Consider the following 25,345-nt stretch of genomic DNA (forward strand, 5'->3'; position numbering starts at 1 on the left):
GAGGGGCCTCAGACGAGCAGCCGCAGCGCCTCCAGGGCCGCACCGCGCACCAGCAGCTCGTGGCGGGTCTGGTTGCGGTAGGTGCGCAGACAGCCGTAGCAGGAGGTCTCCGCGCCGCAGTCGCAGCCGTCCACCCGTTTCACGGCTGCCAGCAGCACCTCGGGGAAGTGCTCGGCGATCCGGGTGGCCCCGCCCGCGCCGCCGGGCACCGTGTCGAACAGCACCAGGCTGGTGCTGCCCCCGTGGCGGTGGTACAGGGTGCCGTCGATGTCGTCGCGGCTGATCTCCAGCGCGGCCGACGCCCCCTCCAGCAGCGCGTACAGCAGCGAGTAGCGGGTCGCGGGCGAGGCGCTGTCGAGGTGGAACCCGCCGTTGACGACGACGTCGACGAGGTCGGTCTCGTACTTGTGCCCCAGCGTCAGCCGGGTGAGCGGCCCGGTGCAGGAGCCGCCGCCGAGCGGCTTGGGGTGCTCCTCGGGCCTGCGCCGGGCCACGCTGCCGCCCCAGCCGCACCACTCGCAGATCCAGAACCCGCGCCCGGACGGCCCCTCGGACAGCGCCACCAGTTCGCCGCGGCTTCCCGCCAGGCAGTGCACCTCGCCGCCGCCCGGCAGCGGCCACCGGTGCTCGACGGGGTCCGTGGCCAGGCGCAGTACGTGGGTGGTGCCGTGCCAGGAGCGCTGCGGCGGGACCAGGCCCGCCGACTCGGGTTTGGCGTCGGCCGCGAACCCGAACTCCGGGACGCAGTACACGGTGGGGGTGCGCCCCTCCACCGTCCCGCAGGCCGCGCAGGCCGCGTCGAGGCGTTCCGCCGCCTCCTCGTAGTACCCGCAGGAGCCGCACACCCGGTAGTGGAAGCGGCGCAGCTCCCGCCCGGGCAGCCGGTAAACGCCGCGCGACGTCCACTTCCTGCCGCCCGCGACGACCTCGCCGCCCGGCGCGTACTCGTAGATCGCGGAGGTGAGGTCGCGGGCCAGCTCCAGACGGCCGCCCACCTGGTCCTCGGCGTGGTGGGTGCGCAGCTCCACGGTGTCCACGGGGAAGCCGTACTTGGGCAGCACGTTGCGGGTGGCCAGGAAGCCGAGCAGGGAGCGGCGCACGATGGTGTTGACGGTCTTGCCGAACCGCGCGGCCAGGGAGTCCTTGCGCTGCTCGAACGCCTCCCGGCGGCGCTGCTCGAAGTAGGCCACGTCCTGGGTGACCTCCTCGCGGAGCTGTTCCAGGAGTCCGCACAGCTCCGCGGCCCACCGGCCGCGGTCCACGCCGAGCTCGTCGGCCACCGCCTCGGGCAGGACGCGCCGCAGTGCCGCGCTGACCTCCTCGGGCACCGGGGTGAGGAAGGCGGGCACCCGGGTGACCGGCGCGGGGGAGCCGTCGTCGCCGGGCAGGAAGAACGCGCCGACGGTGGCCCAGGTCTCCCCGGTGGCGCGGTGCCAGTGCCGGAAGAACGCGGCCAGCGCCACCGAGTGGGCGTGGCGCCGGGCGATGCGCTCGTTGGCGAGCGGCACGTAGGGGGCGCGCACCTGCCCGGCGATCATCTGCTCGGGCTCCTGGTAGCGGAACAGGTCGTGGGAGCGGCGCTGGGCGTGCGTGACCACCAGCGCGGCCGAGTCGGTGCGCCGCCCGGCGCGTCCGGCGCGCTGCACGTAGTTGGCGGTGGTGGGCGGCATGTTGCGCAGCAGCACCGCCTGGAGCTCGCCCACGTCCACGCCGAGCTCGAAAGTGGTGGAGCAGGACAGCATGTTGACGCGGCCCTCGACGAAGTCCTCCTGGATGCGGGCGGCCTCCTCGGTGGACCACTGCGCGGTGTGCTCCTGGGCGCGCAGCACCACCGGGTTGAGGCTGCGGTAGAGGCGCCGGTAGTGGTCGTCGTCCTCCTCGGGGGCGGGCGGCGTGAACGGGTGGAGCGTGCCGGGGCAGTTGAGGGTGGGGCACACCCCGCGCACCGACACCGGGTGCAGGCGGCGGCAGCTGTCGCACTGGTGGAGCGGGGCGTGCGCGCCCACGGGGGCCAGCAGCAGGGCAGTGTGGTCGACCCGCCACACCGTGCCGAGGACGCGGTCGCTGTCCGAGCACAGCCACCCCTCGCCCTCGCGCCCGCCGCCCAGCCCGGTGAGCAGCTTCCAGGCGCCGCGCAGCAGGTCCTCGGGGGTGAGCGAGGGGCCGGTGACGCCGAGCCGGTCCAGCAGCCGCCGCAGGTAGTCGACGCGGCGGTTGCTGCCCTGGCCGGGCAGCCAGGAGATCACCTTCCGCTTGGGGTCGGGGCCGCTCTCCCGCACGTAGACGGGGCCGCGCCGGGGCGCGAACGCCTCGTCGTCGGGGGCCACCCCCTCGGGCATGGTCAGCGCGCCCTGCTGGCGCAGGGTGCGCACGAGCTCGCCGAGCAGGTCCCACGCCTCGTCCTCGTCCAGCCCGAGCATCCGGGTCAGCGCCGGGGGCAGCCGCACGCCCTCGGGGTGCTCCAGGCGGACGCGCAGCAGGCCGCGCCCCTCCAGGGACTGCCGGTCGTCGGTGGCGACGAGCTCCCGCATCACCCACAGGCCGGCGGCGTGCTCCCGGCGCTGGCGGGAGACGCGCCGCTCGAAGCTCCCGGCGCGCGCGGCCCGCCGCGCGGTGTGGCCGATCAGGTCGTCGACCCGGAAGTCGTCGTCGGCGTCGAAGCCGTGCTCCAGCCCTTCGAGGATGAGCCGCCGCTGCTGCAGCAGCGAGTAGCTGTGCTCCAGGTAGGGCGCGAAGAACGCGGCGGCCTGGCGGCTGTCGCTGAACGTGAGCAGTTTGCGGCCCCCGCCGGGGCGGTCGGCGCGCCCGGCGTCGGCGTCCTCGGGCAGCGCCTGGTAGAGCGCGGTCGCCACCACGGCCGCCGCGGCCTCGTTGCCGCTCTCCAGGCGGCGCACCGTGTCGAGGCCGCGTGCCCCGCAGGACAGGCAGCCGCTGGGGCGGCTGTTCCTGCTGCGCAGCTTCCGCACCGCGCGCACGGCACGGCCCGGGCAGGTGGGGACGCAGGCGCGCGCCGCGGTGCCGAGCGCGCCGCAGCCGACGCACAGGCGGTCGTCCTCGGGGGTGGTCTGCGCGGCGGATTCCTCCAGGGTGTCGTCATCGTCGTCGACGGCGATCGGGGAGTTGCCCAGATGCAGCCACAGGACCTGGTCCTGGGGGCGGCGCTGGGGCAGGAAGCGGACCGCCGCGTCCTCGGCCGCCGTGGTGCCCACCAGGTAGGCGTCGCCGCAGCGTTTGCAGGCGGCGAGCTCGAACGCGGGCGCGTGGCAGTCGGGGCAGTGCTCGTGGCGGGAGAGGAAGACGTGCGGCCCGCTGGCGGACAGGCAGGTGAACGCGCCCTCGGTGGCGCGGGTGAACAGGTGGTAGCGCGCCGAAAGCAGCGGGTTGCCGTCGGAGTCGCGGACCCGGTTGCCCAGGGCGACCAGGGCGGCCAGCGCGGCGGCGGGCCGCACGGTGCCGTCGTGCTCTCCGGCGAAGACCCGCACGGCCAGGTCCTCCAGCGGCTGCGGGCCGCCGTCGGCGAGCAGGGCACGCAGTTTCCGCACGCGCTGTTCGGCGGCGAGCACCCGGTAGGCGTCGCCGTCGGGGACGCCGTGCCGCCGGGCGGCGGCGACGAGCTCGGCCCCGGGGTCGGCGGCGCGGCCGATCGCCGCGTAGTCGGCGGCCGACAGCGGCCCCCACGGCCGGCCCGGGGCATCGGTGCGGCGGGCGGCGGTCACCAGGTCCTGCCGGTCGGGGTCGGTCGCGTCCCACTCGAACGGCGCGTCGAAGAACAGCCGGGACGCGAACGTCATCACCGCCTGCGGGTCGTCGCCGACGGTGGCGCTGGTGGCGATGCACTGCAGGCGGCGGCCGGGGGCGACCCGGTCGCGCAGGCGGCGCAGCAGCATCGCCAGTTCGGCGGCCTTGGCCCCGTCGTAGACGTGCGCCTCGTCCAGGGCGACGAACCGCCAGTGCCCGGCGTGCTCGCCCTCGAACAGGTCGAGGTCGGCGGGGCGCAGCAGCAGGTACTCCAGCATCGCGTAGTTGGTGAGCAGCAGGTGCGGCGGCCTGCGCCGCATCTGCTCGCGGCTGATGAGCTCGTTGGGCAGCGGGTCGCGCTGGCCGTGCAGGCGGTGGTAGGAGTCGAGGGCCTGCCGGTCGCTGTCCTTGGTTTCGCCGGTGTAGCGGCCGAAGGTAATGTGCGGGCTGCCGGAGAGCAGCTCCCGCAGCCGCTTCAACTGGTCGTTGGCGAGCGCGTTCATCGGGTACAGCAGCAGCGCGCGCACGCCCGGCCCGAGCTCGCCGCGCCGGTGCTGCTCCTCCAGCTCGTTGAGGATGGGCAGCAGGAAGCTCTCGGTCTTGCCCGACCCGGTGCCGGTGGCCACCACCAGGTTGCGTCCGGCACGGGCCTTGCGGATCGCCTGCTCCTGGTGCAGGTAGAGGGGCCGGTCCAGGTGGATCGCGGGGCCGCCGGGCGCGGCGAAGGAGGGCGACAGCACGCCTTCGCCGACCAGTTGGCGCGGGGTGGCGCCGGTCCGGTAGGGCGGGGTGGCCTCCAGCAGCGGCCCCTTGGTCAGCAGTGGGCTGCCGCTGATCTGCTCCTCCAGGGCGTGGGCGAGGGTGCGGTCGCGCAGCGGCAGCAGGGAGCGCAGGTAGCGGCGGTAGCTGTCGCTGATCAGGGCGCTGACGCCGATGGGGTCCAGGGTGGTGGTCACGCGGTCGGCTCCTTGAACAGTCGGGCGCGTTCGGTTCCGGCGAGGGTGAGTTCGGCGAGGACGAGGTCGACGGCGGCGAGGTCGGGGGCCGCGGCGGCCAGTTCCGCCCACGTCTGCCGGTAGCGGTCCACCAGCCGTCGGCAGTCGTCCACGTCCCGGGCGGCCAGGCGGGCGGCGGTGGCCAGCGCGGCGGACAGGGCGGGCAGGTCGCGCCAGGACCCGGGTCGGTCGGGGCGGCGGCTGTCGATCAGGGCGCGTGCCGCCGTCCGGTAGGCCTCGGGGAGCCGGCCGCACACCGCGGCGGTCAGCTTCAGGACGGTGGCCGCCCGAGAGCGCACCCCGTGCAGCGCAGTGTCGTTGCGCACCCCGAACAGGGCGAGGGCGGCCTGGGAGCGGTTGTCGGCGTCCAGCAGCGCCCGGGGCACCACTCCAGCGGCTCGCCACGCGGCCTTGACCTGAGCCTCGGGCATGCGGGCGAGGTGTTCGGCGGAGGCGTCGAAGCGGCCGACGCGGGCGTGCGGGTCTGCCCGGCCCGCCAGCAGTTGCGCGGCGGCGGGCCCGCAGCTGTGCTCCAGCTCCTCCAGCAGTTCGGCGTGCTCGGGCCGCTGCCGGGCGGGGTCGGTGGGGATGCGGGGCAGCAGGTCGCTGGTGGCCAGGGCGGCCGCGGCGGGCAGCCGCTGCCACAGCCGGACCGCCTCGTCCACGGTGACCCGGTCGTGCTGGGGTGCGGCGGCCAGGCCGCTGGCGATGAGGGTGCGGACGCTGTCGGCGGGGGCCAGCCCGGCGGAGCCGTGGGCGAGCAGCGCGGTGACGGGGTGTGCGCCGAGGGCGCGGGCGCAGGCGTCGACGGCGGCGCGGTCCACGCCGACGGCGGTGAGCCGGTCGGCCAGGCCCACGACCCGCCACAGCCGGGCGGCGGTCTCGTCGGTGCCGCGCAGCCGGGCGGCGTCGGCCTCCCCGGCGAGGACCCGGGAGAGCAGCACCTCCTCGGGGTCGTCGGAGTCGGGGACGCCGGGCGCGGGGCAGGTGAGCCGGTTGGCGTCGCGCCGGTCGGGCCAGTCGGGCCACTCCGCCGCCGACCACGGGTCGTCCACGGCCAGCAGCACCTCCAGCGGGCCGCCGTCGCGCAGGTCCTCGGGCAGGGCGATGCGGCCGTCCTTGGACACCGGCACCACCCGGGGCGGCCGCCACGGCGCGTGGTGCGGGTAGAGGGCGGCGTCGACCCCGGGCAGGCCGGGGAAGTCCGCCAGGACGACGGTGCCGTCCTCCTGGTGCGCCCCGGTGGCCAGGCGGCGCGGGCTGACCACGGCGACGTGCAGGACCCGGTCCCGGTAGGGGGCGACGATCCGCAGGTGCCGGTGGGCGGCGGCGGTGTCGCCGAGCTGGGCGATCGGGTAGCGGACGGTGGCGCCGCCCCGGTGCGCCGCGGGCTCCACCCGCTGCACCACGTCCTCACCGGAGATCACCGACAGCGGCCCGGGCAGCCCGCTGTCCTCCTCGCCTTCGGGGAGGCGCAGCAGCAGGTCGCCGACCCCGGTCACGGTCTCGGTGGCCAGCCGCAGCGGCTGGGGCCGCCACTGGGGGCTGGGGTCGCCGGTGCACAGTACGGCCAGGTGCGGCGGGCGGACGGTGACGGCCAGCTCGGCGGCGGCGGTGCGCAGCCGCGCCGCGAGCGTCGCCTCGCCGGAGCCGAGCCGCTGCGCCTCCGGTTCGACGTCCAGCCCGGCGGGGCCGGCCAGGACGGCCTCCACCGGTTCCAGCCCGGTGGGGGTGAGCGCCCGGAAGGCGGGCTCGTAGCGGGCGGTGAGCCCTTCGGCGACGGTGAGGTGGCGGCGCAGGCCGCGGCCGAGAGGGCCGCGCACGGTGACCAGGAACGAGCCCAGCACCGGGCGGGGCAGGCCCTCCAGCGGGCTGACGCGCTGCCCGCTGCGGCCGGTGGCGCCGGCCAGCAGCCGTCCGGTGTCGGCGTGCAGCACGTCGATGTGCCAGTCCACGGCCTCGCCCTCGGCGTCGGGCAGCACCACCACGGGCAGGTCGGCGTGGACGGGGGAGCCCGCCGCGGTGGCCACGCCCCGCACGGGAGCGGACTGGTCGAGGTGGGGGCGGGCGCGGCCGTGCACGAGGCGCTCGGGGCAGCCCTCCAGGCCGATCCGGTCGCCGCGGCGCAGGCTCACCCGCAGCAGCGTCCACCCCTCCCAGCCGTAGGGGGTGTCGCCGACCAGGTCGTCGCCGGTGTCGCCGCCGGAGCGCAGCAGGGCCCGGTCGGCGGGGTGCAGCAGCCACAGGCGGCCGGGCGGCAGCGCGAGCCGGGGGTCGAGCGGGTCGCCGTCGTCGGTGAAGACGAGCAGCGGGTCCTCGGGGTCGACCAGCGGCAGGTGTTCGGTGAAGCCGGTGTCGCCGAGTTCCACGCGGACGGTGCGGCTGGGGGCGGGCAGCGGGAACAGGGTGGGGGAGGCGGTGCCCGCGGCGGCGGCCCACCGGCCGTGGCCGCGCACCTGGTACGTGCCGCTGTCGGTGGTGATGCGCCAGCGCACGATGTGGTCGTCGCTGTCGCCGATGACGGGCAGCGCGACGTGCACGCCGTGCGCGTAGGGGTCGAGGCGCAGCCGGGGCCGGGCGCCCTGCTGCCGCCGGGGGCCGCCGGTGGCGGGGCGCGCGACCGGGGTCCCCGACGCGGCGGCCCGTTCCAGGGCCTCGCGGGCGGGGGCGAGGAAGCGCGGCGGCAGGCCCACGGACCGGCAGTCGGCGTCGGGGTCGTCACGGAGCCGGTCGAGCAGGTCCAGGCAGCGGTCGACGACCTCCAGGGCGTAGTCGCCGCCCTCGGTGATGAACCGCCGCGCGGGCACGTCGAGGCTGTTGAGGCGGTGCCGTCCGGACACGGCCCAGTGGTGGAAGGCGGGGGCGTCCAGGCCGGGGGTGCGCACGCTGCGTTCCAGCAGCAGGGTGAACACGTCGCCCAGGCAGTAGGTGGGGATGCCCGCGTGCATGAGGATCGGCGTGACGTAGGGGAAGTGCTCGTCGGGGAAGGGGTCCAGGCCCAGCCGGTCCAGGGCGCCCAGGAACGCCTTCCCCCAGGTGTCGGCGTCCTGCCGGGCGGCGGGCACGCGGGCGGTCTCCCACAGTGCGGGCCAGAACGCGCCCTGGGAGTAGCGGGCGGTGGCGATGCCGGCGGTGACGGCGGCCACGCAGGCGGGCCAGCGGAGCAGGCGGGGCTCGCGTCCCCGGTCGAGGGCCTGGGTGAGGACGCGGCCGAGCGCGATCGCGGCCTGGTCCAGGTGTTTCTGGGGCAGCGCGGTCTCGCTGACGAGGGAGCGCGACTCCAGGCGGGGCCGCCACTCGGTTTCGCGGATGTCGAGGAGTTGGGTGGAGGTGACCCTGCGGGGCTGCCGGTCGGGGGAGGGCATGGCGGGCTCCAACACGCGGGGGCGGACGCGAGCGGGGATGCGGACGGCGGGGCCGGGAGCGGGGGCTTCGCCGTTCCGATGGTGTGAACATAGGCGAAAAACGAAAACTCCGTCAACTTACTTATGAGTTGTTGGGGTGTTTGCTGCTTGGTGTGTACGGAGCGGTCGGGACGTGCCGCCGTGTCCGGTTCTCCTTCGCCGAGGACCGGAGAACACCGCCGGACCAGGGGGACAATCCCCGGTCCGGCGGCGTGGTCCGCACTGTCCCAGGGGGTGCACAGAGGGCAGCGGGGGTGGCGGGAGTGAGGCAGGCGTAGCCGCCGAGGACGGCGCCGAACAGCGCGGCCGGGCACGATCAGGCGGCGGTGTCCGGGGCGGGGTCCGCGGTCGCGCCGGTGGCGGGCGCGGGCCGCGGCGGCCGGGGCGCGGACCTGCGCGCCGGTCAGTTCGGCGCCGCCATGCCAGACCCGGTCGCCGCGCACCAGGTGGACGTGCTCGGCGGACTCCCCGGCGGGGCGGTGGTGCGAACGGTGCGGTTGCGGTTCACGCGGTCTCCTCCGGGGGTGTCGGCGGCTGCTCGGGCGTGTCCAGCAGGCGCGGGGTGGCGTAGACCCACCGGCCGCGGACCTCCTGGTAGAGGCCGGAGACACCGCGGTTGGCGAGGAAGCAGAGGCGTTCGGCGCCGTAGTCCTGCACCAGGGCGGCGAGGGCGGCGGTGGTGAGCACCAGCCCGTCCAGGGGACCTGCGTACAGGGTCACGAAACCGTCGGCGGTGTCGTCGTCCATGCGGGTGGCTGCTTTCTGCGTGGAGAAACAGAGATCGGAAGAGCGGGGCGGGGCCGGGGAAGGAGCAGCCCCGCCCCTGACCGGGGAGGCGGGAGGGGAGAAGAAGCCGGGCCGCGCGGCCGCAACGGGTACGGCCGTCGCCAGGCCCCGGAGCGGACCCGCGGGCCCGCGTCGGCCGCGAGACGCGGCAGCCCTGTCCGCCACCGGGCTGCGGGAGGGCCCGGACCATGCGGGCGGGGACGCCTGCGGGAGACGCGCCCACCCACGCGGCGGCTATCCGACGAGTCTGCCGAGGGGGGCGTCGTTCCAGGTGAGGTGGAAGTAGACGCCGTGCCGGTGGGGGGCGAGGGGGCCCCACGTGGTGGCGAGCTGGTCGACGAGGTACAGGCCGCGGCCGTGTGCGGCGAACGGGACGTCGGGGGCGACCACGTGCGGAAGGGAGTTCCAGCGGCGTGGGGCGCGGGTGTGCACCTCGGCCTGCACACTGCGGGCGTCGGTGCGGACCCGGACGGTGAACGTCTCACCGGGGTCGCCGGAGTGGGTGTGGCGCAGGGCGTTGGTGGCCAGTTCCGAGGTGATCAGGACGGCCCGGTCCACCACCTCGTCCGGGGCGGTGGCCTGCGGGCACAGGCGGATCGCCGCGGCGACGAACCGGCGGGCGGCGGCCACGCTGTCGGGGATGCCGGGAAAGGACGTGAACGCGACGGTCACCGGGCCGTCCCCGGAACACGGCACGGCACGTGGGCGCGTCCCCGGGAGGTACGCCGGGGTGGGGGAGTGGGGCGGGCAGTAGCCTGGGGCATGAGTCCTTGACCTGCTTTCTCCAGGTTGGGGGCTAAGGCCCTGATCCGGTGCGGGAACACCGGTTTGGGGTCGCCTGTGTTGCAGCTTCGGGGGTCGCGTGCACCAAGGAACCGCAGACCCGTCATTACGCTCCCACCGCACAGAAGGCCCTGTCAGGGGTTCCACCTGTCTGAACTTTTCGGTCGGAACCGGTGGCCAACCCGGTTGGCTTGTGTTGTTCTGTAGAAAATGGTGGAGAAACCGCACCCGGTATGGACCAGGTTCGGCTCCGAGGTTCAACGCTTCCGGCAGTCGGCTGGGCTGCCGCAGGCTCAGTCGGCCAAGAACACCAACATTTCCCTCTCCGTGTTCAGTGCTGTTGAGCGCGGAACACGCGTCCCCGAAAAGGACTTCGCGGAAGCACCGGACTCCCTTCCCGACACGGGAAGATCGTTCACGCGGCTACGGGGCAACCTCGCCGACAAAGAAGAGATTCCTGACCGGCGCGCCGACATCCCCGTCCCCGAACAGTCGGCGACAGAGACCCGGGAGTACCGGACGGTCCTCATACCTGGACTGATTCAGGTGGAGGGCTGTGCGAGGTCGGTCATCACTGGGACTTCGCTCCGGTTGGATGGACCGCCTTTCTCACCGACTTCAGGAACGACCGGCTGTGGTCAGTAGGTTCTCACCGCTGTGGCCGCCACGGTCGGGCCCGTTCACGGGCATGACTATGGCGGCACGGTCGTCGAAGCGGTGAGGAGCTATCGGTGGGCGCTCTCGAAGACACCTGGCACGAATCCAGCCACAGCGGCGATGCGGGCAACGGCGTCGAGGCCGCCGTCCCCTGGCACAAGTCGTCCCACTCGATCGGGGTGTCCAACTGTGTCGAGGTGGCCGGGACCCCCGGCTCGGTCCTGGTGCGTGACACCCAGCACCGTCACCTCGGCCACCTGGACTTCACTGCGGCCGAGTGGGTGGCGTTCCTCGCCGGCCTCAGGAACGGCCGACTGTAGCCGGACTGCGGGACGTCCGTCGGGCTGTGGCTCAGCGGATGCTTCTCCTGTCCGTCCAGCTTCGGCCGGGAGGCCCGGCCGAAGCAGCCCCGTACCCCGACAGCTCTGCCCATCCAGCAGGTAAGCCCTTCGACGGGAAGACCAGCGCTCCTGAACCCAACCACGGGTGCGGACCCGCCAGTGCAGGGACGCGTTCACGGCGACGGCGCCGGGAGGTCATCCGGTGATCGTCGTGAGTTTGGTGACCAGCCGCGGTGAGGGAAGCTCTGCCGGGCCGCGCCACGCGTGGCCGGTGACCTCCTCCGCTTGGAGACGCACCCCGTGAGCGGAGGCGCGGTGCAGGTAGCGGAAGTCGAAGTGCCAGTGTGCGGGCTCACCCTTGGCAGGGTTGGCGGGAATCTGGTGGATGTCGAGGTCGATCGGGACCGGGTCCGCTCCGCCGAGCGGTTCGACGTGCTCGCGGTGCAGGCCGGTCTCCTCAGCCAGTTCACGCAGGGACGCGGCCAGCAGGTCGGCGTCCTCGGGCTCCAGGTGCCCGCCGGGCAGCAGCCAGGTGTCCAGCGCTTTGTGTCGGATCATCAGCACCCGACCGTCGGAAGCGACCACCGCCGCCCCGGCGGTGACGTGGCCGATGCGGAATTCCTTGCGTGAGGACAGGTCGTGGCGCTCGGTCAGGGCCTGACGCAACAGCCCGACCTGGTCGTACTCGTCGGGGAAACGCACGAGGTAGCGGTCCAGGGTGATGCGGATCTGGTCATTGGTGACGGTCATGGTGCTCCAGTGAAGTGGTCCAGCCAGGTGGCCGCAATCGATTCGCGGATATCCGTGGGAAGTTCGTGGTGCCCGGGCTCGTGCTCCCGATCGGCCAGCAGCGCGGCGGCAGCGAGTATCTCGGCCTGAACCAGGAAGATGAAGGCGCCCACGCTGGCGCCGTGCAGGAAGTTGACGGCGTTGCCGTTGTTGAGGACGTAGAAGTAGTGACCGGTGCGGGAGTAGCGAGTGATATGGGGAGTGACATGCTCGCGGGTGTAGCTCCGGTTGAGTACGTCAAGTTCCAGTTCGTCGTCGGACGAAGTGACTGATGCGATATAGGCGCCGTTGGCGACACGGTTGAAATCCCCGTGCTTGAGCGCCAGGTTGCCGGTCGCGCACACGATGATGCCGGCATCAATGAGTGCTTCCCGCAGGGAACAGGTCGTGCGAAACCCCTGGGCGAGTGCGTGTGTACGTTTGACCGGGTCGGTGTCGAACACCGTGACCTGTACGTTCCTGGCGTGCAGCATGTGAGCCACCGAGGAACCCAGCTTCCCGAACCCAATGACTGTCGCGCTGCGGCCGTAGAGGATTTCGCCCCGGGAACGGATCAGCGCTTCGGTGGAGAACACGACTGACTGGCCCACGAGGTAGTCCTCGGGGATCTTGAGCGGGGAACGGGCCACGCTGTACACCGGGCACGGTGGTTTGTCGTGGGCCAGGTAGCGGCGGTGCCCATTCTCGGTGTCCTCAACCACGCCCAGGAGCTGTCCGGAAAACCTGTCGCAGATCTGCGGGAGAGTTGGCGCGAAGTACCCGCCGACGTCCAGCAGGACCAGACGTTGCCCGGGCGCTCGCTCCTCCAGGTAGGACACGGCTTGTTCGGGACAGGCGAAGCGGTCCCGGTCGAGTCGGTCGCACCTCCAGTGCCGGGAGGCTTCCCGGTGCGCTGTGGGATCGATGCTCTTGGGTTTGGGAAGCAACGCGCACACCTGTGTCAGTTGGGCGAGTGCGTGTAGGAAGAGTGGGCGTTCCGCGAGCAAGTGGGTGACCGCGATGGAGGACGCGCGTCGAGTGGGGACGAATTGGCTGGTGACTCTGGTGAAGTAAGCGGTGATCCGGTCGCGCTCGAAGTCTTCCAGCACGAAGGGCTCCTGGCTGAGATGAGGAGGTTGAAACGCCACAACCTTACTTCTTTGATGATTAAGCAATCAAGGTAAAGATTGTGTTCCCCCCGCCAAGTACAGGTGTTCCGGTGGTTACCCGATGACGTCCCGGTACAGCAGTTCGTACCGGTGGGCGCCCTTGATGAGGATGGACACCTCGACGGGGCGGGCCCGGTCGGTGTAGACAGTGCGCAGAGTACGCAACACGGGGACGTCGTCGGGCAGTTCCAGTGCCTCGAACTCCTCGGTGGTGGCCAAGCGGGCAGACACCCGGTCGACGTGTTCGCGCGCCGGATACCCCAGGTCGGCGAGGAGGCGCGGGGAGCCGCCGCGGATCTTCTTCCTCTCCAGCAGGGGGGTGCCGCGCGCGATCTCCATCGGAAAGTAGTTCCACACCAGTTCGGCGGGTTCGTCGTCCAGAAGCAGCACCTGGTGGCGCAGTGCCGCACGCTGCCCCGCCTCGATTCCCAACTCCCGAGCCACCTCGGGCGGAGGAACGGCCTCACCCACGGTGACCAGGCGTGTGGAGCCTCGCTGGGAGCGGCGCTCCGCCTCACTGATCCACCGGTAGGGCTGCTGCTCACCGGCCGGAGGGAAGTAGGAGGCAGGCTGAAGAGTCAGAGGTGTCTCGTCCCGCACATACACTCCGACCCCGGCCCGGCCGACGATGAACCCCTCCTCTTTGAGGACCTTCAGGGTGCGCTGCACGGTCTGCCCGGTCACCTGGTAGCGCGATGCCAGTTCCTGTGTGGTGGGCAACCGCTGGCCGGGGGCCAGCACCCCGGACATGATGGCGGCGCGGAGTTCGGCCGCGATCTGCTGGTGTCGGGGACGGGAGTCCTTCTTACGCGCCACCGTTCAGCCCACCACGATCCGGTAGCGCAGATGGCGGCCTTCCGGACGCATAACCATCACTGACACCTCGAAAGGGGTGCCGTCGGAGGTGCGGGTGACCCGAAACAGGACGAGTACGGGGTGCCCTTCCGCGATCTCCAGTTCGGCGGCCTCGGCAGCCGTGGCCGGGCGGACACTGACATCTTCGATCACCTCGTGGGGTGGATATCCCAGTCGGGCCAGCAGTGTGGGCGCGCCCCCGGGGATCTTGCGCGGTTCGGCCAGGCCAGTGCCCGACGCGATCGGTACCGGGTAGTAGGAGTGGGTCAACTCCACCGGTCGACCGTCGAACAGCATGGTCCGGCGGCGCAGTACGACCGGGCTGCCCTCCGCAAGAGCAAACGCCTCGGCTACCGGCCTGGGAGCGGGGACCTCGGCCACCTCGGCCAGACGTTGCGAAGTCTTTCCACCACCCTGTGCCGACCACGGGTCAGCCATTCCCCTGGCACGGGGAGTCACGTAGTCCACGGAGTCGTCGTTCACACGCGACAGATCCACGTTTCCTCCCCGGTGTGCTGGTTGTGGTGACACGGTAGCAAGCACCGCCTCCCCCTGTGTTCGGCCCGCAGCACCGGAACCTGGACGACTCCGGTCCCGGTGGCGTCGGTTGTGGGAGGGAACGGAAAGCTCCGCATGCGTCTCCGTGATGGCGCCAGGGCCATGATCGACGTGTCGGTTGACTCTGGGAACAAGATCAAGCAGTTCGGAAGGTCAGTAGACCCGGGTGACCACGGTCTTCTCGGTGGAGACCAGGTAGTCCTCGGGGTCGAGCTGCATCGCCGCGCGTTCGGGGGAGGCCCAGTAGCGGCGGTTGGCCTCGGCGAAGCCCTCGGGCCCGTCGTAGCCGAGCGTCCAGATGAACCGGTTGTTCTCCCGGTCGACCCACGCTCCCCCGATGGTGAACCCGAGTTCCAGGCGCAGCGGGACGATTTCCTCGCGCCAGCGCCGTACCCATTCGTCCAGCAGTCCTTCACGGACCGTGTAGACGCGGTGTTCGACCGTACCGGCCATGGAACCGACTCCATTCTCGACGGGGGAGCGCCTGCTGGCTGTGTGCGTCACTGTAACCCGCGTGCCGCCCACTGCGCCGCCCGTTCCGCTGTGCGGTCCACGTTCTTGCGGGCCCCGATCCGTGATGGCGCCAGGGCCATGAACGACGTGTCAGTTGGCTCTGGGGACAAGATCACTGTGGGGGAACGGCGCACGCCCCCGTCCAGCCCCGTCGGGGGAGGAGCCGGGTGGCCGGAACCGGCCACCGCGCGGGGGTGGGGCGGGGCCGGAGAGGGCCCCGCCCGCCGCCCGAGTGCGCCGTACCCCGCACACCCAGCCCTTTCGCAGGAAACACGTCAGATGTCCACAAAAGTCATCCCCGGCACATTCCCCCCGGAGGCACTCAACGGTCGCGAATCGGTTCCGGCAAAAGGGCCGTCGAGCTTTCCCTCAGCGATTAGTATCGTTACGCCCGCGAACTAGTGACAGTCCCCCGCGAGGAGTGTGCGCCAGGTGTCCTCATCGGCTTCGTCCTTTCCCCCCGACATCCGCACCGACCAGCCCACCGTCGCGCGCATCTACGACTACGGGATGGGGGGCAAGGACAACTTCGAGGTCGACCGGCAGGCCGCGCTCCTCCTGGCCCGGACCTCGCCCGAAATGCTCGACGTCGCCCGGGAGAACCGCCTCTTCCTCTACCGGGCCGTGCGGTACCTGGCCCGCGACGCCGGGATCCGCCAGTTCATCGACATGGGCAGCGGCATGCCCACCCGGAACAACGTGCACCAGGTCGCCCAGGAGTTCCAGCCGGACGCCAGCGTCGTCTACGTCGACATCGACCCCATCGTGCTGACGCACGGGCGCGCACTCCTCGCCGACAACGACACCACCACGGTGATCACGGCCGACATGGCCCAACCCGAGGAGATCCTCGCCCACGAGGACCTGCGCTCCCTCATCGACTTCGACCAGCCGGTCGCCCTGCTGTACTTCTCCGTGCTGCACTGCCTGCCGGACAGCGCCGACCCCGGCGGAGTGCTGCGGACCATGCTGGACGCGGTGCCGTCCGGCAGCCACCTCGCCGTCTCCCACCTGTGCAGCGACGACGTGGCGGCGGGGGACGCCTTCACCGAGGAGATGCTCGCCCTGGGACCGTGGGGGCGGGTGCGCCGCCCGGAGGAACTGCACGCGTTCGTCGCCGGCCTGGAGCCCGTCGACCCCGGCATCGTCGACGTCTCCCAGTGGCGGCCCGACCCCGACCAGCCGCCGCTCAGCCCCGTCCCCGCCCCGCTGCGGCCCTACGTCGGCCGCGCGGCGGAGGGCAAGAAGATCTGGGAGCTCGGCGGCGTCCTGCGCAAGCCCTGACGGGTCACTCTCCACAGACAGCGGGGCACAGGACACAGGAGAGGACTCACCACCGGCCCGTCCCGTGCTCCGCACGCAGCCGCCGCTCGGCGACCGCCGCGCGCTCGACCGCCTCCGGCGGCGGGGCCAGGCGGATGCCGGCGTCGGTGAGCATGCTCAGGTCCAGCGTCCACACCACCTGTGACCGCGCCTCCCACACGGCGAAAGCGTCCTCGACGTGGCGGCGGGCCTGCGCCTCGGTCATGCCGGTGACCTCCCGCAGGTGCGCGAGCGCCCGTGCGCCCAGGCCGCGCACCTGCGCGTAGCCGAAGTGGGTGACGGTGTGGCAGTCGGTGCACAGGCAGATCAGGCGGCGCAGCGTCTGCACGCGGGACCGTTCGTCGTAGACCCAGCGCTCGTGCGCCTCCAGCCACCGCCGCACCGTGCGGTCCTCCGGTGCCCCGCAGATCTCGCAGCGCCGCTGCGCCCGGCGGGTCACCATCCGCCGCAGCCGCTCCCAGTCGCGGGCGTCCACGCACGAGCGGACGTTGGTGAACCAGCAGGTGCTGGGCACCAGGTCGACGAAGAGCCCCGACCCCAGCGACCGGTCCTCCCCGGGCAGCAGATCGGGCACCTCGGGGGCGGCGGCCCACCGCTGCAGCGCGGCCATGCCCGGCCGGGGCGCGTACCACCGCTTCGCGGCCGCGTCCCAGCGCGCGCCCGCCGCCTTGGCCTCGTCCTTCTCCGCGAACGGCACGTCCAGCCAGATCCGTCGGGCGGTCATGGGTGTCCTCCTCCGCCGGGCCTCCCGGCGTGTCCATTGTTTCCGGTGCCGGCGCACCGGGGAACCGGGACCCCGCGCCGGGGAACCGCTTCGCCGGAGGGCCGGCTACCGTCCCACCGCGCCGTCGATCCGCTCCCGCAGGATGTCGGCGTGGCCGGAGTGGCGGGCGGTCTCCTCCACCAGGTGGACCAGCACCCAGCGCAGTGACGGCGCGGGCTCGTGCTCCCGCAGCGACCGCACACCGGGGCGGTCCAGGCCGTCGCAGGCCAGCGCGATCTCGGTGGAGCGCCGCGCCGCCTCGCGGTAGGCGGCCAGCACGCTTTCCACGGTGTCCTCGCCGGTGACCCGGAGCCCGGGGTGGCGCTGCGGACCCGCGTCCCCGGCGTAGGCCCAGGCGAACCAGTCGTGCTCCACCGCCGCCAGGTGCTTGACGAGCCACAGCAGGCTGGTGCCGGACGGCACTCCCGGGGTGCGGGCCTGCTCCTCGGTCAGTCCCGCCAGTTTCAGGGAGATCGACTCGCGCAGGTAGTCGAGGAAGGCGAGCAGGGTGGTCCGCTCGTCGGCGCGGATCTTCGGCGGGCGTACGTCGCCGCGCGGTTCGGTGTTCGTCACGCGGCGAGACTACTCCCGCACTCCCGGAGAGGAGAGGGGGAGGCCCGAATCGGCGGTCTGCGCAGAACGGTTCACAACGACAGATCTACGCCATAAAGGTAATATTGCAGTATGTGAACGGATTATTGGTGCTGTCTCCGCTGTGCGGAGGGGCGGATGCCCGCTCCGGGATGGGGACTGCAGTGAACATCACACTCGGGGACGGGGTGAGCGCGTACTGTTCCCAACCGGAGTGGTCTAGATTGTGGGAGCGCTCCCAATCATCAGATTAGACGACTGGACTGCGAACCCATGACCGCTTCCCTGTCCGAACGCCCCGGCCCTGCGACCGACATCGGTGAACCCCCGCCGGTGGTGTGGTGGCATCGCGTCCTGGGGGCGCTGCTGTTCGCCGTCGCCTCCGCGGTGATGGCGGTGGCGGCGGTGGCGGCCGTCGCCGCACCGGTCGACCTGCTGCGGCCGGGCGGGCACACCATGCTGGCCCCCGGCGCCACCGCCGCCCTCGGCCTGGCCGGGCTCCTGACCCTGCTGGGGCTGTGGGCGGTGCTGGCACGGACCCTGCACGGCCTCGGCGTCCGGCGCGCCGCCGCGACCGCCTCGCTCGCCCTGGTGGTCCCGGTGGGACACGCGGCGGCTCAGGGGGCGCTGTACGGTCCGGTCGGCGTCCTGTGGTGGTCGATGGGACTCGCCGCACTCTCCGGCGCGCTGGTCTGCCTGGTCGCGACCGGGCTGCGCGGCCGCAGGGCGGTGACGGCGGCCGTCGCCGTACTCGCCCTCGCCGTGCTCGCCGGGGGAGTGGGCCTGGGCGGCACGGTGACGCGGATCGCGCCGCGCGCCGAGTTCGACCGGCACGCCGCCATCCCGGTGCTGCGCCACCCCGACTGGGACCTGGCGGAGGTCGAGGCGTCCCCGGACCAGGGAGAGGTGCTGGTGGAGTACCGCCACGTCAAGAGGGCGGACGCGGAGCCGCTCACCCTGTACGCCTACCGTCCCGAGGCGGCGGACTGGTGGTCGTGGGACGAGATCGAGGTGGGGGAGGGGGACGAGGCCCTCAGGGACGACGGGTTCGTCCTGCTGCGCGACCCCCGCAACGGCCCCACCCTCTACCTGGACCTCGCCCTGTCGACCCGGGTCCAGGTCGTCTGGCGCGGCGCCACGCAGGAGGAGCTGGCCGCCCTGGCCGGATACATCTGGGCCGCCACCGACATCGAACGGGCCGAACTGCGCCGCGAGGTCGGTCCGCCCCGCCGCGAGTAGGCGGCGGCGGAGCGGTTCCCCTTCGGGGCCGCCGCCGTTTCCACGGCTTCGTCCCGGCCGCGGACGAAACGGATTCCCGCGGTGGCTCCGTTCCGCCGCCGGTCGCCGCCAAGGGACGCGCTCCGGCCGCGGGAGCGGAAATCGCAGAGGCGCACCGGGCACGCGGAACGCAATGGAATCTCCCGGTGGCCGCCTCGGCCGCCCCGGGAACCCGTAGAGCGGGAACCCTGCCGGGACAGCGCGGTGCGCCCCCTCCCGGAGACGGTCCGGGCCGTTCCGTACCGCGGGCCGAATTCGCCGGGTGAAGGGTGGGAAAAAGGACGATATTCGTTTTCTGCTGTTGTCTCTCGGGATTGGCGCTGTTACTCTCTGAAAAATTTTTGCTCTCCGGGCGAGAGCCACCGAGAGGGAAAGCGGTAAAGCTCACCATGCCTGACAGAGACGAGGAAATCGGTGGGGGCGGCGGTCAGGCCGTCTACGTCGTCGACAGCGGTGAGACAGCGGTCCGGGGGGAGCTGCTGACCGCTGTGGAGGTGGGGGACCTGGACGGTCTGCTGGCGGGCGAGACCGAGGAGCACGCCGCCCCGGAGGCGGTGCTCCGGGCGTTCGAGCTCTACCAGGAGAACCTGGGGTGACGTCCGCCGGGGAGACGGGTCCGCGGCGAGCCCGGCGGGGCGGACCTCCGGGCTCCGGTATCGGTCGGCGCGGCCCGCTCAGCCCACTCCGAGCGCCCGCAGGCCCGCCGTGGTCGCCGCGGCCACCACGAGCACCAGCAGGAAGGGAGCACGCAGCAGCAGGGCCACCACCGCGGCGGCCATACCGCCCAGCCGGGGCAGGTCGACGACCAGGTGGTTGCCCTCGGCCACGCTCTGCAGGGCGATGAGCGCGGCCAGCAGCGCCACCGGGACCGCCGTCGCGAAACGGCGCACCAGCGGTCGTTCCAGCAGGGCGCGCGGAGCGGCCAGGCCCGCGTACTTGAGCAGGTAGCAGCCGAGTCCGGTGACCAGGACGGCGAGCCACAGCATCACGCCCCGCTCCCCTCCGACCCGGTCTTCTCCCCGTCCTCGCCCAGCGCGACCAGGGCCGCGATCGACGCCAGCAGCACCGGCACGCCCGGCGGCAGCAGCGGGGTGGCGGCCAGCGCGATCGCCGCGCCCAGCAGCGCCACGACCAGGGTGCGGCCGCCCTCTTTCAGCCGCGGCCACAGCAGGGCCAGGAAGGTCGCCGGACCCACCACGTCCAGGCCGAACGTGGTGGGGTCGCCGATGCTCTCGGTGGCGACCGCGCCGAGCAGCGTGGTGGCGTTCCACAGGACGAACAGGGTGACGAAGGTGGTGGTGAACCCCGCGCGGACGTCCGAGCGTCCGTGCTGGGCCAGCGCCACCGCGGTGGTCTCGTCGATCACCCCCTGCGCGGCGAGCGCCCGCCCGGGGCCGCGCCAGCCGAGCAGTTCGCTCAGCCGCAGCCCGTAGAGCGTGTTGCGGAAGCCGAGCAGCAGCGCGCCCACCGCCCCCGCGATGAGGTTGCCGCCGCCCGCGACCACGCCGACCAGGGCGAACTGGGAGGCCCCGGTGAACGCCACCAGGCTGAGCACGCACGCCTGCGCCACCGACAGGCCGGAGGTGACCGCGGTGGTGCCGAAGGCGAGTCCGGAGAATCCGACGGCGAGGCCCACACCGAATCCGTCACGGACGGGCGGCCTGCGGGCCAGGGAGGACAGACGGGGAAGCAGGGCTGGACGGTTCACGTCAGCGAACCTAGCCGATCCGCTGTCCCGATCGGGAAGCGGACCGGACTATCGTCGTGGCGTGCTGGACATCGTTGTGGCCCGGAGTGAGCGGGAGCGTGCGGCGGTCTTCGTCCTGCGGGGCGCGGTCTTCGTCGCCGAGCAGGGCGTGCCCGTCGAGGAGGAGTGGGACGAGCGCGACGCCGTGGCCGACCACTTCCTGGCACTGCGGGACGGTGTCCCGGCGGGGACCGGGCGGCTGGTCGTCCACGGTGACGAGGGGGTGCTGGGGCGGCTGGCGGTGCTGCGCCGGTTCCGCGGGGCGGGCGTGGGGGCGGCGCTGGTGGCCGCCATCGAGGAGCGGGCCGTGCGGCGGGGGCTGGTCGCGGTGGAGCTGCACGCCCAGACCCACGCGCTGGGGTTCTACGAGCGCCTGGGGTACACCGCCTACGGGCCGGAGTTCGAGGAGGCGGGCATCGCGCACCGGAGCATGCGCAAGGAGTTGGCGCGGCGCGGCGGGTGACGCGGGGCCGGGCAGCGTGGCCAAGATAACCCGAATTTCGCTCGGTTTTCCGGCGGTCGAGGTGGCCCGTCCACTTACTGACAAGTAACATTTCGGGTGGTCGCGGCACCCCGCGCCGAGTTGATCTTCACGAAGGGCTGACGACATTCCCATGACGGTCGATGCACACCCGATCGCGGAGCTGCCCAACCCGGCCGACTACGGGTTCACCGTGGTCGACCCCCACGAGCTTCCCGCCGAGCTGCTGACCCTGGTCGACCGGGTGCGCGAACTGGTCGACGCCGTCGCGCACACCGACGCCGACCCCGCCGAACTGGCCGCCGCGAGCCGCACGGTCGACGAGCTCACCGAACGCCTCGGCGCCCGGCGCCGCCCCGTCGGCGCCATGGTGCGCCAGACCTGGGAGGGCGGCCGCGTCGACTACAACACGCTCGCCAACGTGGTGAGCGGCCCGGCCAACCCGGTCGCGCCGCTGCGGAACCTGCGCGCGACGGACGACGGCCTGTACGGCGAGGTCACCCTCGACAGCTTCTACGAGGGGCCGCCCGGATTCGTGCACGGCGGATGGGTCGCGGCCCTGCTCGACCAGGTGCTCGGCGAGGCCACCGCGGTCTTCGGCCGCGTCTGCATGACCGGCAACCTCACCGTCGACTACCGCCGGCCCACCCCCCTCAACACCCCGCTGACCGTCTCCTCCCGCATCACCGGCGTGGAGCGCCGCAAGGTGTTCGTCTCCGGGGAGATCCGCTGCGACGGGAAGGTCACCGCCGAGGGCAGCGCGATCATGGTGCAGCTGGAGGCTCCCCCGGCGTAGCGGAGGGAGCCGCACCGGGTCCGGTGACCGCGTAGCGCAGGATGGTGCGCAGTCGCTCCGGCGCCGTCCGCGCCGGGTTCGACAGGTAGATCTCGTGGTGCCGGCCGCAGATCCGGTAGCCGTGCGCGTCGGCGAAGGACAGCAGCCGCTCGACCGCGGGCCACTCCTGCGCGTACGGTCCGGTGTGCAGGACCTGGACGCTGGGGCCCTCGGCGAACTCCCGCAACTCGACCCGGTCCACGGCGGTGGAGGGCCTCCTGCGGGCCGCCACGGCCAGGGCGTCGGCGACCCGTCCGGCGTCCGCCTGGGGCGGCTGCATGATCATCATGGTCCAGTGCCACGCGTCCCGGTCCTCCATGGGCAGGTCGTGGCGTCCCGGGGCCCACCACAGCCCCTCCAGGGGCATGACGGGGTACTCCACCACCGCGTCGTGCTTCAACGCGAACCGCAGCGCGTAGGAGGTCGCGTACAGCGCCTCGACGGCCCTGCGGTAGGCCGGCCCCGAGGGGTCGCCGACCCCGTCGACCGCGAGGAACCGCAGCGGGGGCACGTCCACGACCGCGGGGGCCGCGGTGGCCGAGTACAGGTTCCGGTACTGCTTCTTGAAGTCGGTCCTCGGCACGGTGGTCAATGTCACTCCTCCTCGTGCAGTGGGACGACGATCCGGGTCCGCAGCCGGGCCGGGTCGCTCGTCGCGGGATCGTCCAGGTACGCCTCGTAGACCGTGCCGCGGGGGCGCAGCGCGCGCTCGTGGATCCAGGCGAACACCGCCTGGTAGGTCAGGGTCAGCTGTTCGTAGGGGCCGGTGTGCACCGCGGTCGCGGCGAGCCCGGGCGGCAGGTGCTCCACCCGGGTGCCGGGGACCGGGGCGGCGGTCGGCGCCTCCACCCCGGCGGCCACGGTCATCCGCTCCCGCAGGTCGACGGGGAAACACCCCCACAGCGGCGGGGTCCAGGAGAGGTCCGCCGCGGCCGACGTCACCTGGGCGACGCAGCGGCTCACGGCCGCGCCGATCTCCTCCGGCGCGCACTCGGCCGCGCTGACGAGCAGGCGCCGGGCGGGTTCCCGGGACAGCGCGACCTCCTGGTGCAGCAGGCCGTCGCTCACCAGCCGCTCCAGCGCCTGCCAGGCCCGCCGCTGGGCCGCCATGCGCTCCTCCAGCCGGCGCTGCTCGGCGCGCAGCGCGGCCTCCCGGGCGTCCCGGTCGCTGGCGAGGACCCGGGTGATCACCGGGAGCGGGATGTCGAACCCGCGCAGCAGGGCGATGGTCATCGCGTCGCGGACCTGGTCGCGACCGTAGTACCGGTAGCCGGTGGCGGGGTCGACGTGCCGGGGCGGCAGCAGCCCCAGTTCGTCGTAGTGGCGCAGCCGCTTGACGCTCAACCGGCACAGCCGGGCGAAGGCGCCGATCGACATCAGCTCTTCGGACATGAGGCCATCCTGCCCCCTCCCCTCGTGGGAGAGTCCAGTGCCGCGGCCCCGGGGCGCACGGCGCACCGCCGCGGCGTGTCGTGCGCCAGGGCCGACAGGGGCGGCGGGACGGCCGTTCCGGTGCGGGCCGGGGCGCGCCCGCCCCGGAGGAGAACCGCTCGTCCCGGGCGGGCGGGGGCACTAGGCTCTGACCGCCGACACAGGAGGTGGGACGAAATCCCACGGGAGCCCCGGGTGGTGGTTGATGACGCAGACAGGAGAGCGGGCGGGTGGGACCGCTCCCGCCGACTCCCGGGTCCGCGGGATCCAACGGCGGGTCCTGACCGTGCTGGTGGCCGCCCAGGCCGTCGGCGGAATCGGGGTGGGGGCCTCGCTGACGGTCGGCGGAATCGTCGCCCGGGACATCACCGGGACCGAGGCCTGGGCCGGAACGGCCACCACCATGTTCACCCTGGGGGCGGCGGTGTTCGCGCTGCCGCTGGCCGGAGCGGCGGCCCGCCGGGGCCGGCGCGTCACCCTCGGCGCGGGCTGGCTGTTCGCGGCCGGAGGCGGGGCCGTCGCCGTGGCCGGCGCGCAAGCCGGACTGTTTTCCGTCTTCCTGCTCGGCATGGTCCTGTTCGGCGCCGGGGGAGCCGTCAACCTGCAGTCCCGGTACGCCGCCGCCGACCTGGCCGCCGACCGCACCCGGGGCCGTGACCTGTCGGTCGTGGTGTGGGCCACCACGATCGGCTCCGTCCTCGGCCCCAACCTCACCGAACCGGGAGCGGTCGTCGCCGGATGGCTCGGCCTGCGTCCGCTGCTGGGCGTCTTCGCCATCTCCGTGGCCGCGTTCACGGTCGCGGGCCTGCTGATCCTCGCCCTGATGCGCCCCGACCCGCTGCTGACCGCCCGCGCCCTCGCCCCTTCCCCCGCTCCCGCCGCGGCCGCGCGCGGCCCACGGTCCGGCGCGCTGGCCGCGCTGAGGGGGGCGCCGCGGGCCGTGCTGGCGCTGGTCGCGGTCGCCAGCGGGCAGGCCGTCATGATCATGGTGATGACCATGACGCCGGTGCACATGGAGCGCGGCGGGGCCGACCTCACCACCGTCGGCCTCACCATCAGCCTGCACGTCGCGGGCATGTACGCGCTGTCCCCGCTGGTGGGCTGGCTCGCCGACCGCCTCGGCCGGGTTCCCGTGCTGCTGGCCGGCCAGGGGGTCCTGCTCGCCGCCGCGGCCGTGTCCGGCCTGGCCGGCCACGGCACCGCGATGATCACCGTCGGTCTGGTCCTGCTGGGGGTGGGCTGGTCCCTCGGACTGGTCTCCGGTTCCGCGCTGCTGGCCGAGTCGCTGCCGCCCGAACGGCGTCCCGCCGTGCAAGGGCTGTCCGACCTGCTGATGAACGCGAGCGGGGCCGCCAGCGGAGCCCTCTCCGGGATTCTGCTGGCGCACCTGGGGTACGGCGGCCTCAACGCGGTCGCCGCCGCACTCACCGCCCCGGTGCTCGGGTGGGCGGTGTTCGCCCTGCTGGGCACAGTCCGGAAGGAAGCCACGTGACCGAACGCATCCTCCTCACCGGCGCGGGGGGCCGGATCGGCACCCTGCTGCGCCCCCGGATGACCCGCCCCGGACGTGTCCTGCGGCTGCACGACCGGCGCCCCCTCGAACCGGGCCCGGGAGTGGAGGTCGTCACCGGCGACGCCACCGACCTGGACGCCGTGACCGAGGCGATGGACGGGGTGGACGCCGTGGTCCACCTGGCCGCCCGCAGCACCGAGGCGGCCTGGGAGGAGATCCTGCACACCAACATCCACGGCGGCTACGTCGTGCTGGAGGCGGCCCGGCGCGCCGGGGTCACGCGACTGGTGCTGGCCAGTTCCAACCACGCCGTGGGATTCCACCCCCGTTCCGCCGGGACCGCGCCCGACTACCTGTTCCCCCGCCCCGACACCTACTACGGGGTCAGCAAGGTCACCCTGGAGGCGCTGGGCAGCCTGTACGCCGACCGCTACGGCATGGACGTCGTGTGCCTGCGCATCGGCTACTGCGGTCCGCGCCCGCTCGGCCGGCACGGCCTGGGCACCTGGCTGTCCCCCGACGACTGCGCGAACCTGGTGGAGTCCTGCCTGAGCGCCCCCGCCCCCGGATTCCGCGTGGTGTGGGGCGTCTCCGACAACACCCGGCGCTGGTGGTCCCTGGACGAGGCCCGCTCGCTGGGGTACACGCCGCGCGACGACGCCGAGGTGTTCGCCCCCGAGTGGGAGGCCGGCGTCCCCGCCGAGGAGCTGGACCCCGAGGGCCCCACCGTCGGCGGGAACTTCTGCGGCCCCCACCTGGACGCCGACCGCCTGCGCTGTGGGGGCGGAACGTGACCGTTTGACCCTCCACCGAGTG

Annotated in this window: 24 protein-coding genes; 9 read left to right on the forward strand and 15 right to left on the reverse strand. The window is 73.1% G+C overall.

Annotated features, from left to right (window positions below):
* Positions 1–8 precede the first annotated feature (8 nt).
* From FOF52_RS02410 to FOF52_RS02425, 4 genes are all read right to left on the reverse strand, one after another.
* A complete protein-coding gene (locus tag FOF52_RS02410; RefSeq protein WP_248592197.1) occupies positions 9–4,694 on the reverse strand; it encodes a DEAD/DEAH box helicase in 4,686 nt (1,561 codons plus the stop codon).
* Complete coding sequence (locus FOF52_RS02415; protein ID WP_248592198.1) at positions 4,691–8,098, reverse strand: hypothetical protein; 3,408 nt, start codon at positions 8,096–8,098, stop codon at positions 4,691–4,693. The genes FOF52_RS02410 and FOF52_RS02415 overlap by 4 nt, the downstream gene beginning before the upstream one ends.
* A 543-nt stretch (positions 8,099–8,641) precedes the next feature.
* Complete coding sequence (locus FOF52_RS02420) at positions 8,642–8,884, reverse strand: hypothetical protein (RefSeq protein WP_248592199.1); 243 nt, start codon at positions 8,882–8,884, stop codon at positions 8,642–8,644.
* A gap of 273 nt (positions 8,885–9,157) precedes the next feature.
* Positions 9,158–9,595: an ATP-binding protein gene (locus FOF52_RS02425; RefSeq protein ID WP_248592200.1), complete on the reverse strand. Its 438-nt coding sequence runs from the start codon at positions 9,593–9,595 to the stop codon at positions 9,158–9,160.
* A gap of 321 nt (positions 9,596–9,916) precedes the next feature.
* Here FOF52_RS02425 and FOF52_RS22090 point away from each other — a divergent pair, with 321 nt between their 5' ends.
* Both FOF52_RS22090 and FOF52_RS02430 read left to right on the forward strand, forming a co-directional pair.
* Positions 9,917–10,351: a helix-turn-helix domain-containing protein gene (locus tag FOF52_RS22090; protein ID WP_425265520.1), complete on the forward strand. Its 435-nt coding sequence runs from the start codon at positions 9,917–9,919 to the stop codon at positions 10,349–10,351.
* An 86-nt stretch (positions 10,352–10,437) separates the two neighbouring features.
* The gene (locus FOF52_RS02430) at positions 10,438–10,683 is read left to right on the forward strand and encodes a DUF397 domain-containing protein (protein ID WP_248592201.1); all 246 of its coding nucleotides are present in this window, start codon (positions 10,438–10,440) and stop codon (positions 10,681–10,683) included.
* A 216-nt stretch (positions 10,684–10,899) separates the two neighbouring features.
* Here the strand turns inward: FOF52_RS02430 and FOF52_RS02435 are convergent, their stop codons facing one another.
* The 5 genes from FOF52_RS02435 to FOF52_RS02455 form a co-directional block, all read right to left on the reverse strand.
* On the reverse strand, positions 10,900–11,454 hold the full coding sequence (locus tag FOF52_RS02435) for an NUDIX hydrolase (protein ID WP_248592202.1): 555 nt from the start codon (positions 11,452–11,454) through the stop codon (positions 10,900–10,902).
* A complete protein-coding gene (locus FOF52_RS02440; RefSeq protein WP_248592203.1) occupies positions 11,451–12,581 on the reverse strand; it encodes an adenosylhomocysteinase in 1,131 nt (376 codons plus the stop codon). Before FOF52_RS02440 ends, FOF52_RS02435 begins: the two co-directional genes overlap by 4 nt.
* A gap of 114 nt (positions 12,582–12,695) precedes the next feature.
* Complete coding sequence (locus tag FOF52_RS02445) at positions 12,696–13,457, reverse strand: GntR family transcriptional regulator (RefSeq protein ID WP_248592204.1); 762 nt, start codon at positions 13,455–13,457, stop codon at positions 12,696–12,698.
* Between the two features lie 3 nt (positions 13,458–13,460).
* The gene (locus FOF52_RS02450) at positions 13,461–13,994 is read right to left on the reverse strand and encodes a UTRA domain-containing protein (RefSeq protein WP_248592205.1); all 534 of its coding nucleotides are present in this window, start codon (positions 13,992–13,994) and stop codon (positions 13,461–13,463) included.
* 213 nt (positions 13,995–14,207) lie between these two features.
* Complete coding sequence (locus FOF52_RS02455) at positions 14,208–14,507, reverse strand: NIPSNAP family protein (protein ID WP_248592206.1); 300 nt, start codon at positions 14,505–14,507, stop codon at positions 14,208–14,210.
* A gap of 570 nt (positions 14,508–15,077) precedes the next feature.
* Between FOF52_RS02455 and FOF52_RS02460 the strand changes: the two genes are divergently transcribed.
* A complete protein-coding gene (locus FOF52_RS02460) occupies positions 15,078–15,851 on the forward strand; it encodes an SAM-dependent methyltransferase (RefSeq protein WP_248593731.1) in 774 nt (257 codons plus the stop codon).
* 46 nt (positions 15,852–15,897) lie between these two features.
* Here FOF52_RS02460 and FOF52_RS02465 read toward each other — a convergent pair whose 3' ends face one another.
* On the reverse strand, positions 15,898–16,614 hold the full coding sequence (locus FOF52_RS02465; RefSeq protein WP_248592207.1) for a DUF5710 domain-containing protein: 717 nt from the start codon (positions 16,612–16,614) through the stop codon (positions 15,898–15,900).
* Between the two features lie 105 nt (positions 16,615–16,719).
* Complete coding sequence (locus tag FOF52_RS02470) at positions 16,720–17,226, reverse strand: DinB family protein (RefSeq protein WP_248592208.1); 507 nt, start codon at positions 17,224–17,226, stop codon at positions 16,720–16,722.
* A 291-nt stretch (positions 17,227–17,517) separates the two neighbouring features.
* Here FOF52_RS02470 and FOF52_RS02475 point away from each other — a divergent pair, with 291 nt between their 5' ends.
* Positions 17,518–18,483, forward strand: coding sequence for a hypothetical protein (locus tag FOF52_RS02475; protein ID WP_248592209.1), 966 nt, complete (start codon positions 17,518–17,520; stop codon positions 18,481–18,483).
* Positions 18,484–18,911: 428 nt separating this feature from the next.
* The gene (locus tag FOF52_RS02480) at positions 18,912–19,118 is read left to right on the forward strand and encodes a hypothetical protein (protein ID WP_248592210.1); all 207 of its coding nucleotides are present in this window, start codon (positions 18,912–18,914) and stop codon (positions 19,116–19,118) included.
* A gap of 78 nt (positions 19,119–19,196) precedes the next feature.
* Here FOF52_RS02480 and FOF52_RS02485 read toward each other — a convergent pair whose 3' ends face one another.
* Both FOF52_RS02485 and FOF52_RS02490 read right to left on the reverse strand, forming a co-directional pair.
* Positions 19,197–19,511 carry an AzlD domain-containing protein gene (locus tag FOF52_RS02485; RefSeq protein WP_248592211.1) on the reverse strand — a complete coding sequence of 105 codons (315 nt, stop codon included), beginning with the start codon at positions 19,509–19,511 and terminating at the stop codon, positions 19,197–19,199.
* On the reverse strand, positions 19,508–20,230 hold the full coding sequence (locus tag FOF52_RS02490; RefSeq protein ID WP_248592212.1) for an AzlC family ABC transporter permease: 723 nt from the start codon (positions 20,228–20,230) through the stop codon (positions 19,508–19,510). Before FOF52_RS02490 ends, FOF52_RS02485 begins: the two co-directional genes overlap by 4 nt.
* A gap of 61 nt (positions 20,231–20,291) precedes the next feature.
* On the opposite strand from FOF52_RS02490, the gene FOF52_RS02495 reads away from it, so the two are divergent.
* Complete coding sequence (locus FOF52_RS02495; protein WP_248592213.1) at positions 20,292–20,732, forward strand: GNAT family N-acetyltransferase; 441 nt, start codon at positions 20,292–20,294, stop codon at positions 20,730–20,732.
* A gap of 151 nt (positions 20,733–20,883) precedes the next feature.
* Positions 20,884–21,546: a PaaI family thioesterase gene (locus FOF52_RS02500; RefSeq protein WP_248592214.1), complete on the forward strand. Its 663-nt coding sequence runs from the start codon at positions 20,884–20,886 to the stop codon at positions 21,544–21,546.
* On the opposite strand, the gene FOF52_RS02505 is transcribed toward FOF52_RS02500, so the two are convergent.
* The gene (locus tag FOF52_RS02505; RefSeq protein ID WP_248592215.1) at positions 21,515–22,183 is read right to left on the reverse strand and encodes a GyrI-like domain-containing protein; all 669 of its coding nucleotides are present in this window, start codon (positions 22,181–22,183) and stop codon (positions 21,515–21,517) included. The two genes, FOF52_RS02500 and FOF52_RS02505, sit on opposite strands and share 32 nt — an antisense overlap.
* Positions 22,180–22,977, reverse strand: coding sequence for a MerR family transcriptional regulator (locus tag FOF52_RS02510; RefSeq protein ID WP_248592216.1), 798 nt, complete (start codon positions 22,975–22,977; stop codon positions 22,180–22,182). The genes FOF52_RS02505 and FOF52_RS02510 overlap by 4 nt, the downstream gene beginning before the upstream one ends.
* Before the next feature lie 244 nt (positions 22,978–23,221).
* On the opposite strand from FOF52_RS02510, the gene FOF52_RS02515 reads away from it, so the two are divergent.
* Both FOF52_RS02515 and FOF52_RS02520 read left to right on the forward strand, forming a co-directional pair.
* On the forward strand, positions 23,222–24,508 hold the full coding sequence (locus tag FOF52_RS02515; protein WP_248592217.1) for an MFS transporter: 1,287 nt from the start codon (positions 23,222–23,224) through the stop codon (positions 24,506–24,508).
* Positions 24,505–25,323, forward strand: a complete 819-nt coding sequence (locus FOF52_RS02520; RefSeq protein ID WP_248592218.1) for an NAD-dependent epimerase/dehydratase family protein — start codon at positions 24,505–24,507, stop codon at positions 25,321–25,323. Before FOF52_RS02515 ends, FOF52_RS02520 begins: the two co-directional genes overlap by 4 nt.
* Positions 25,324–25,345: the final 22 nt, after the last annotated feature.

This window comes from Thermobifida alba (assembly GCF_023208015.1).
Classification (GTDB): domain Bacteria; phylum Actinomycetota; class Actinomycetes; order Streptosporangiales; family Streptosporangiaceae; genus Thermobifida; species Thermobifida alba.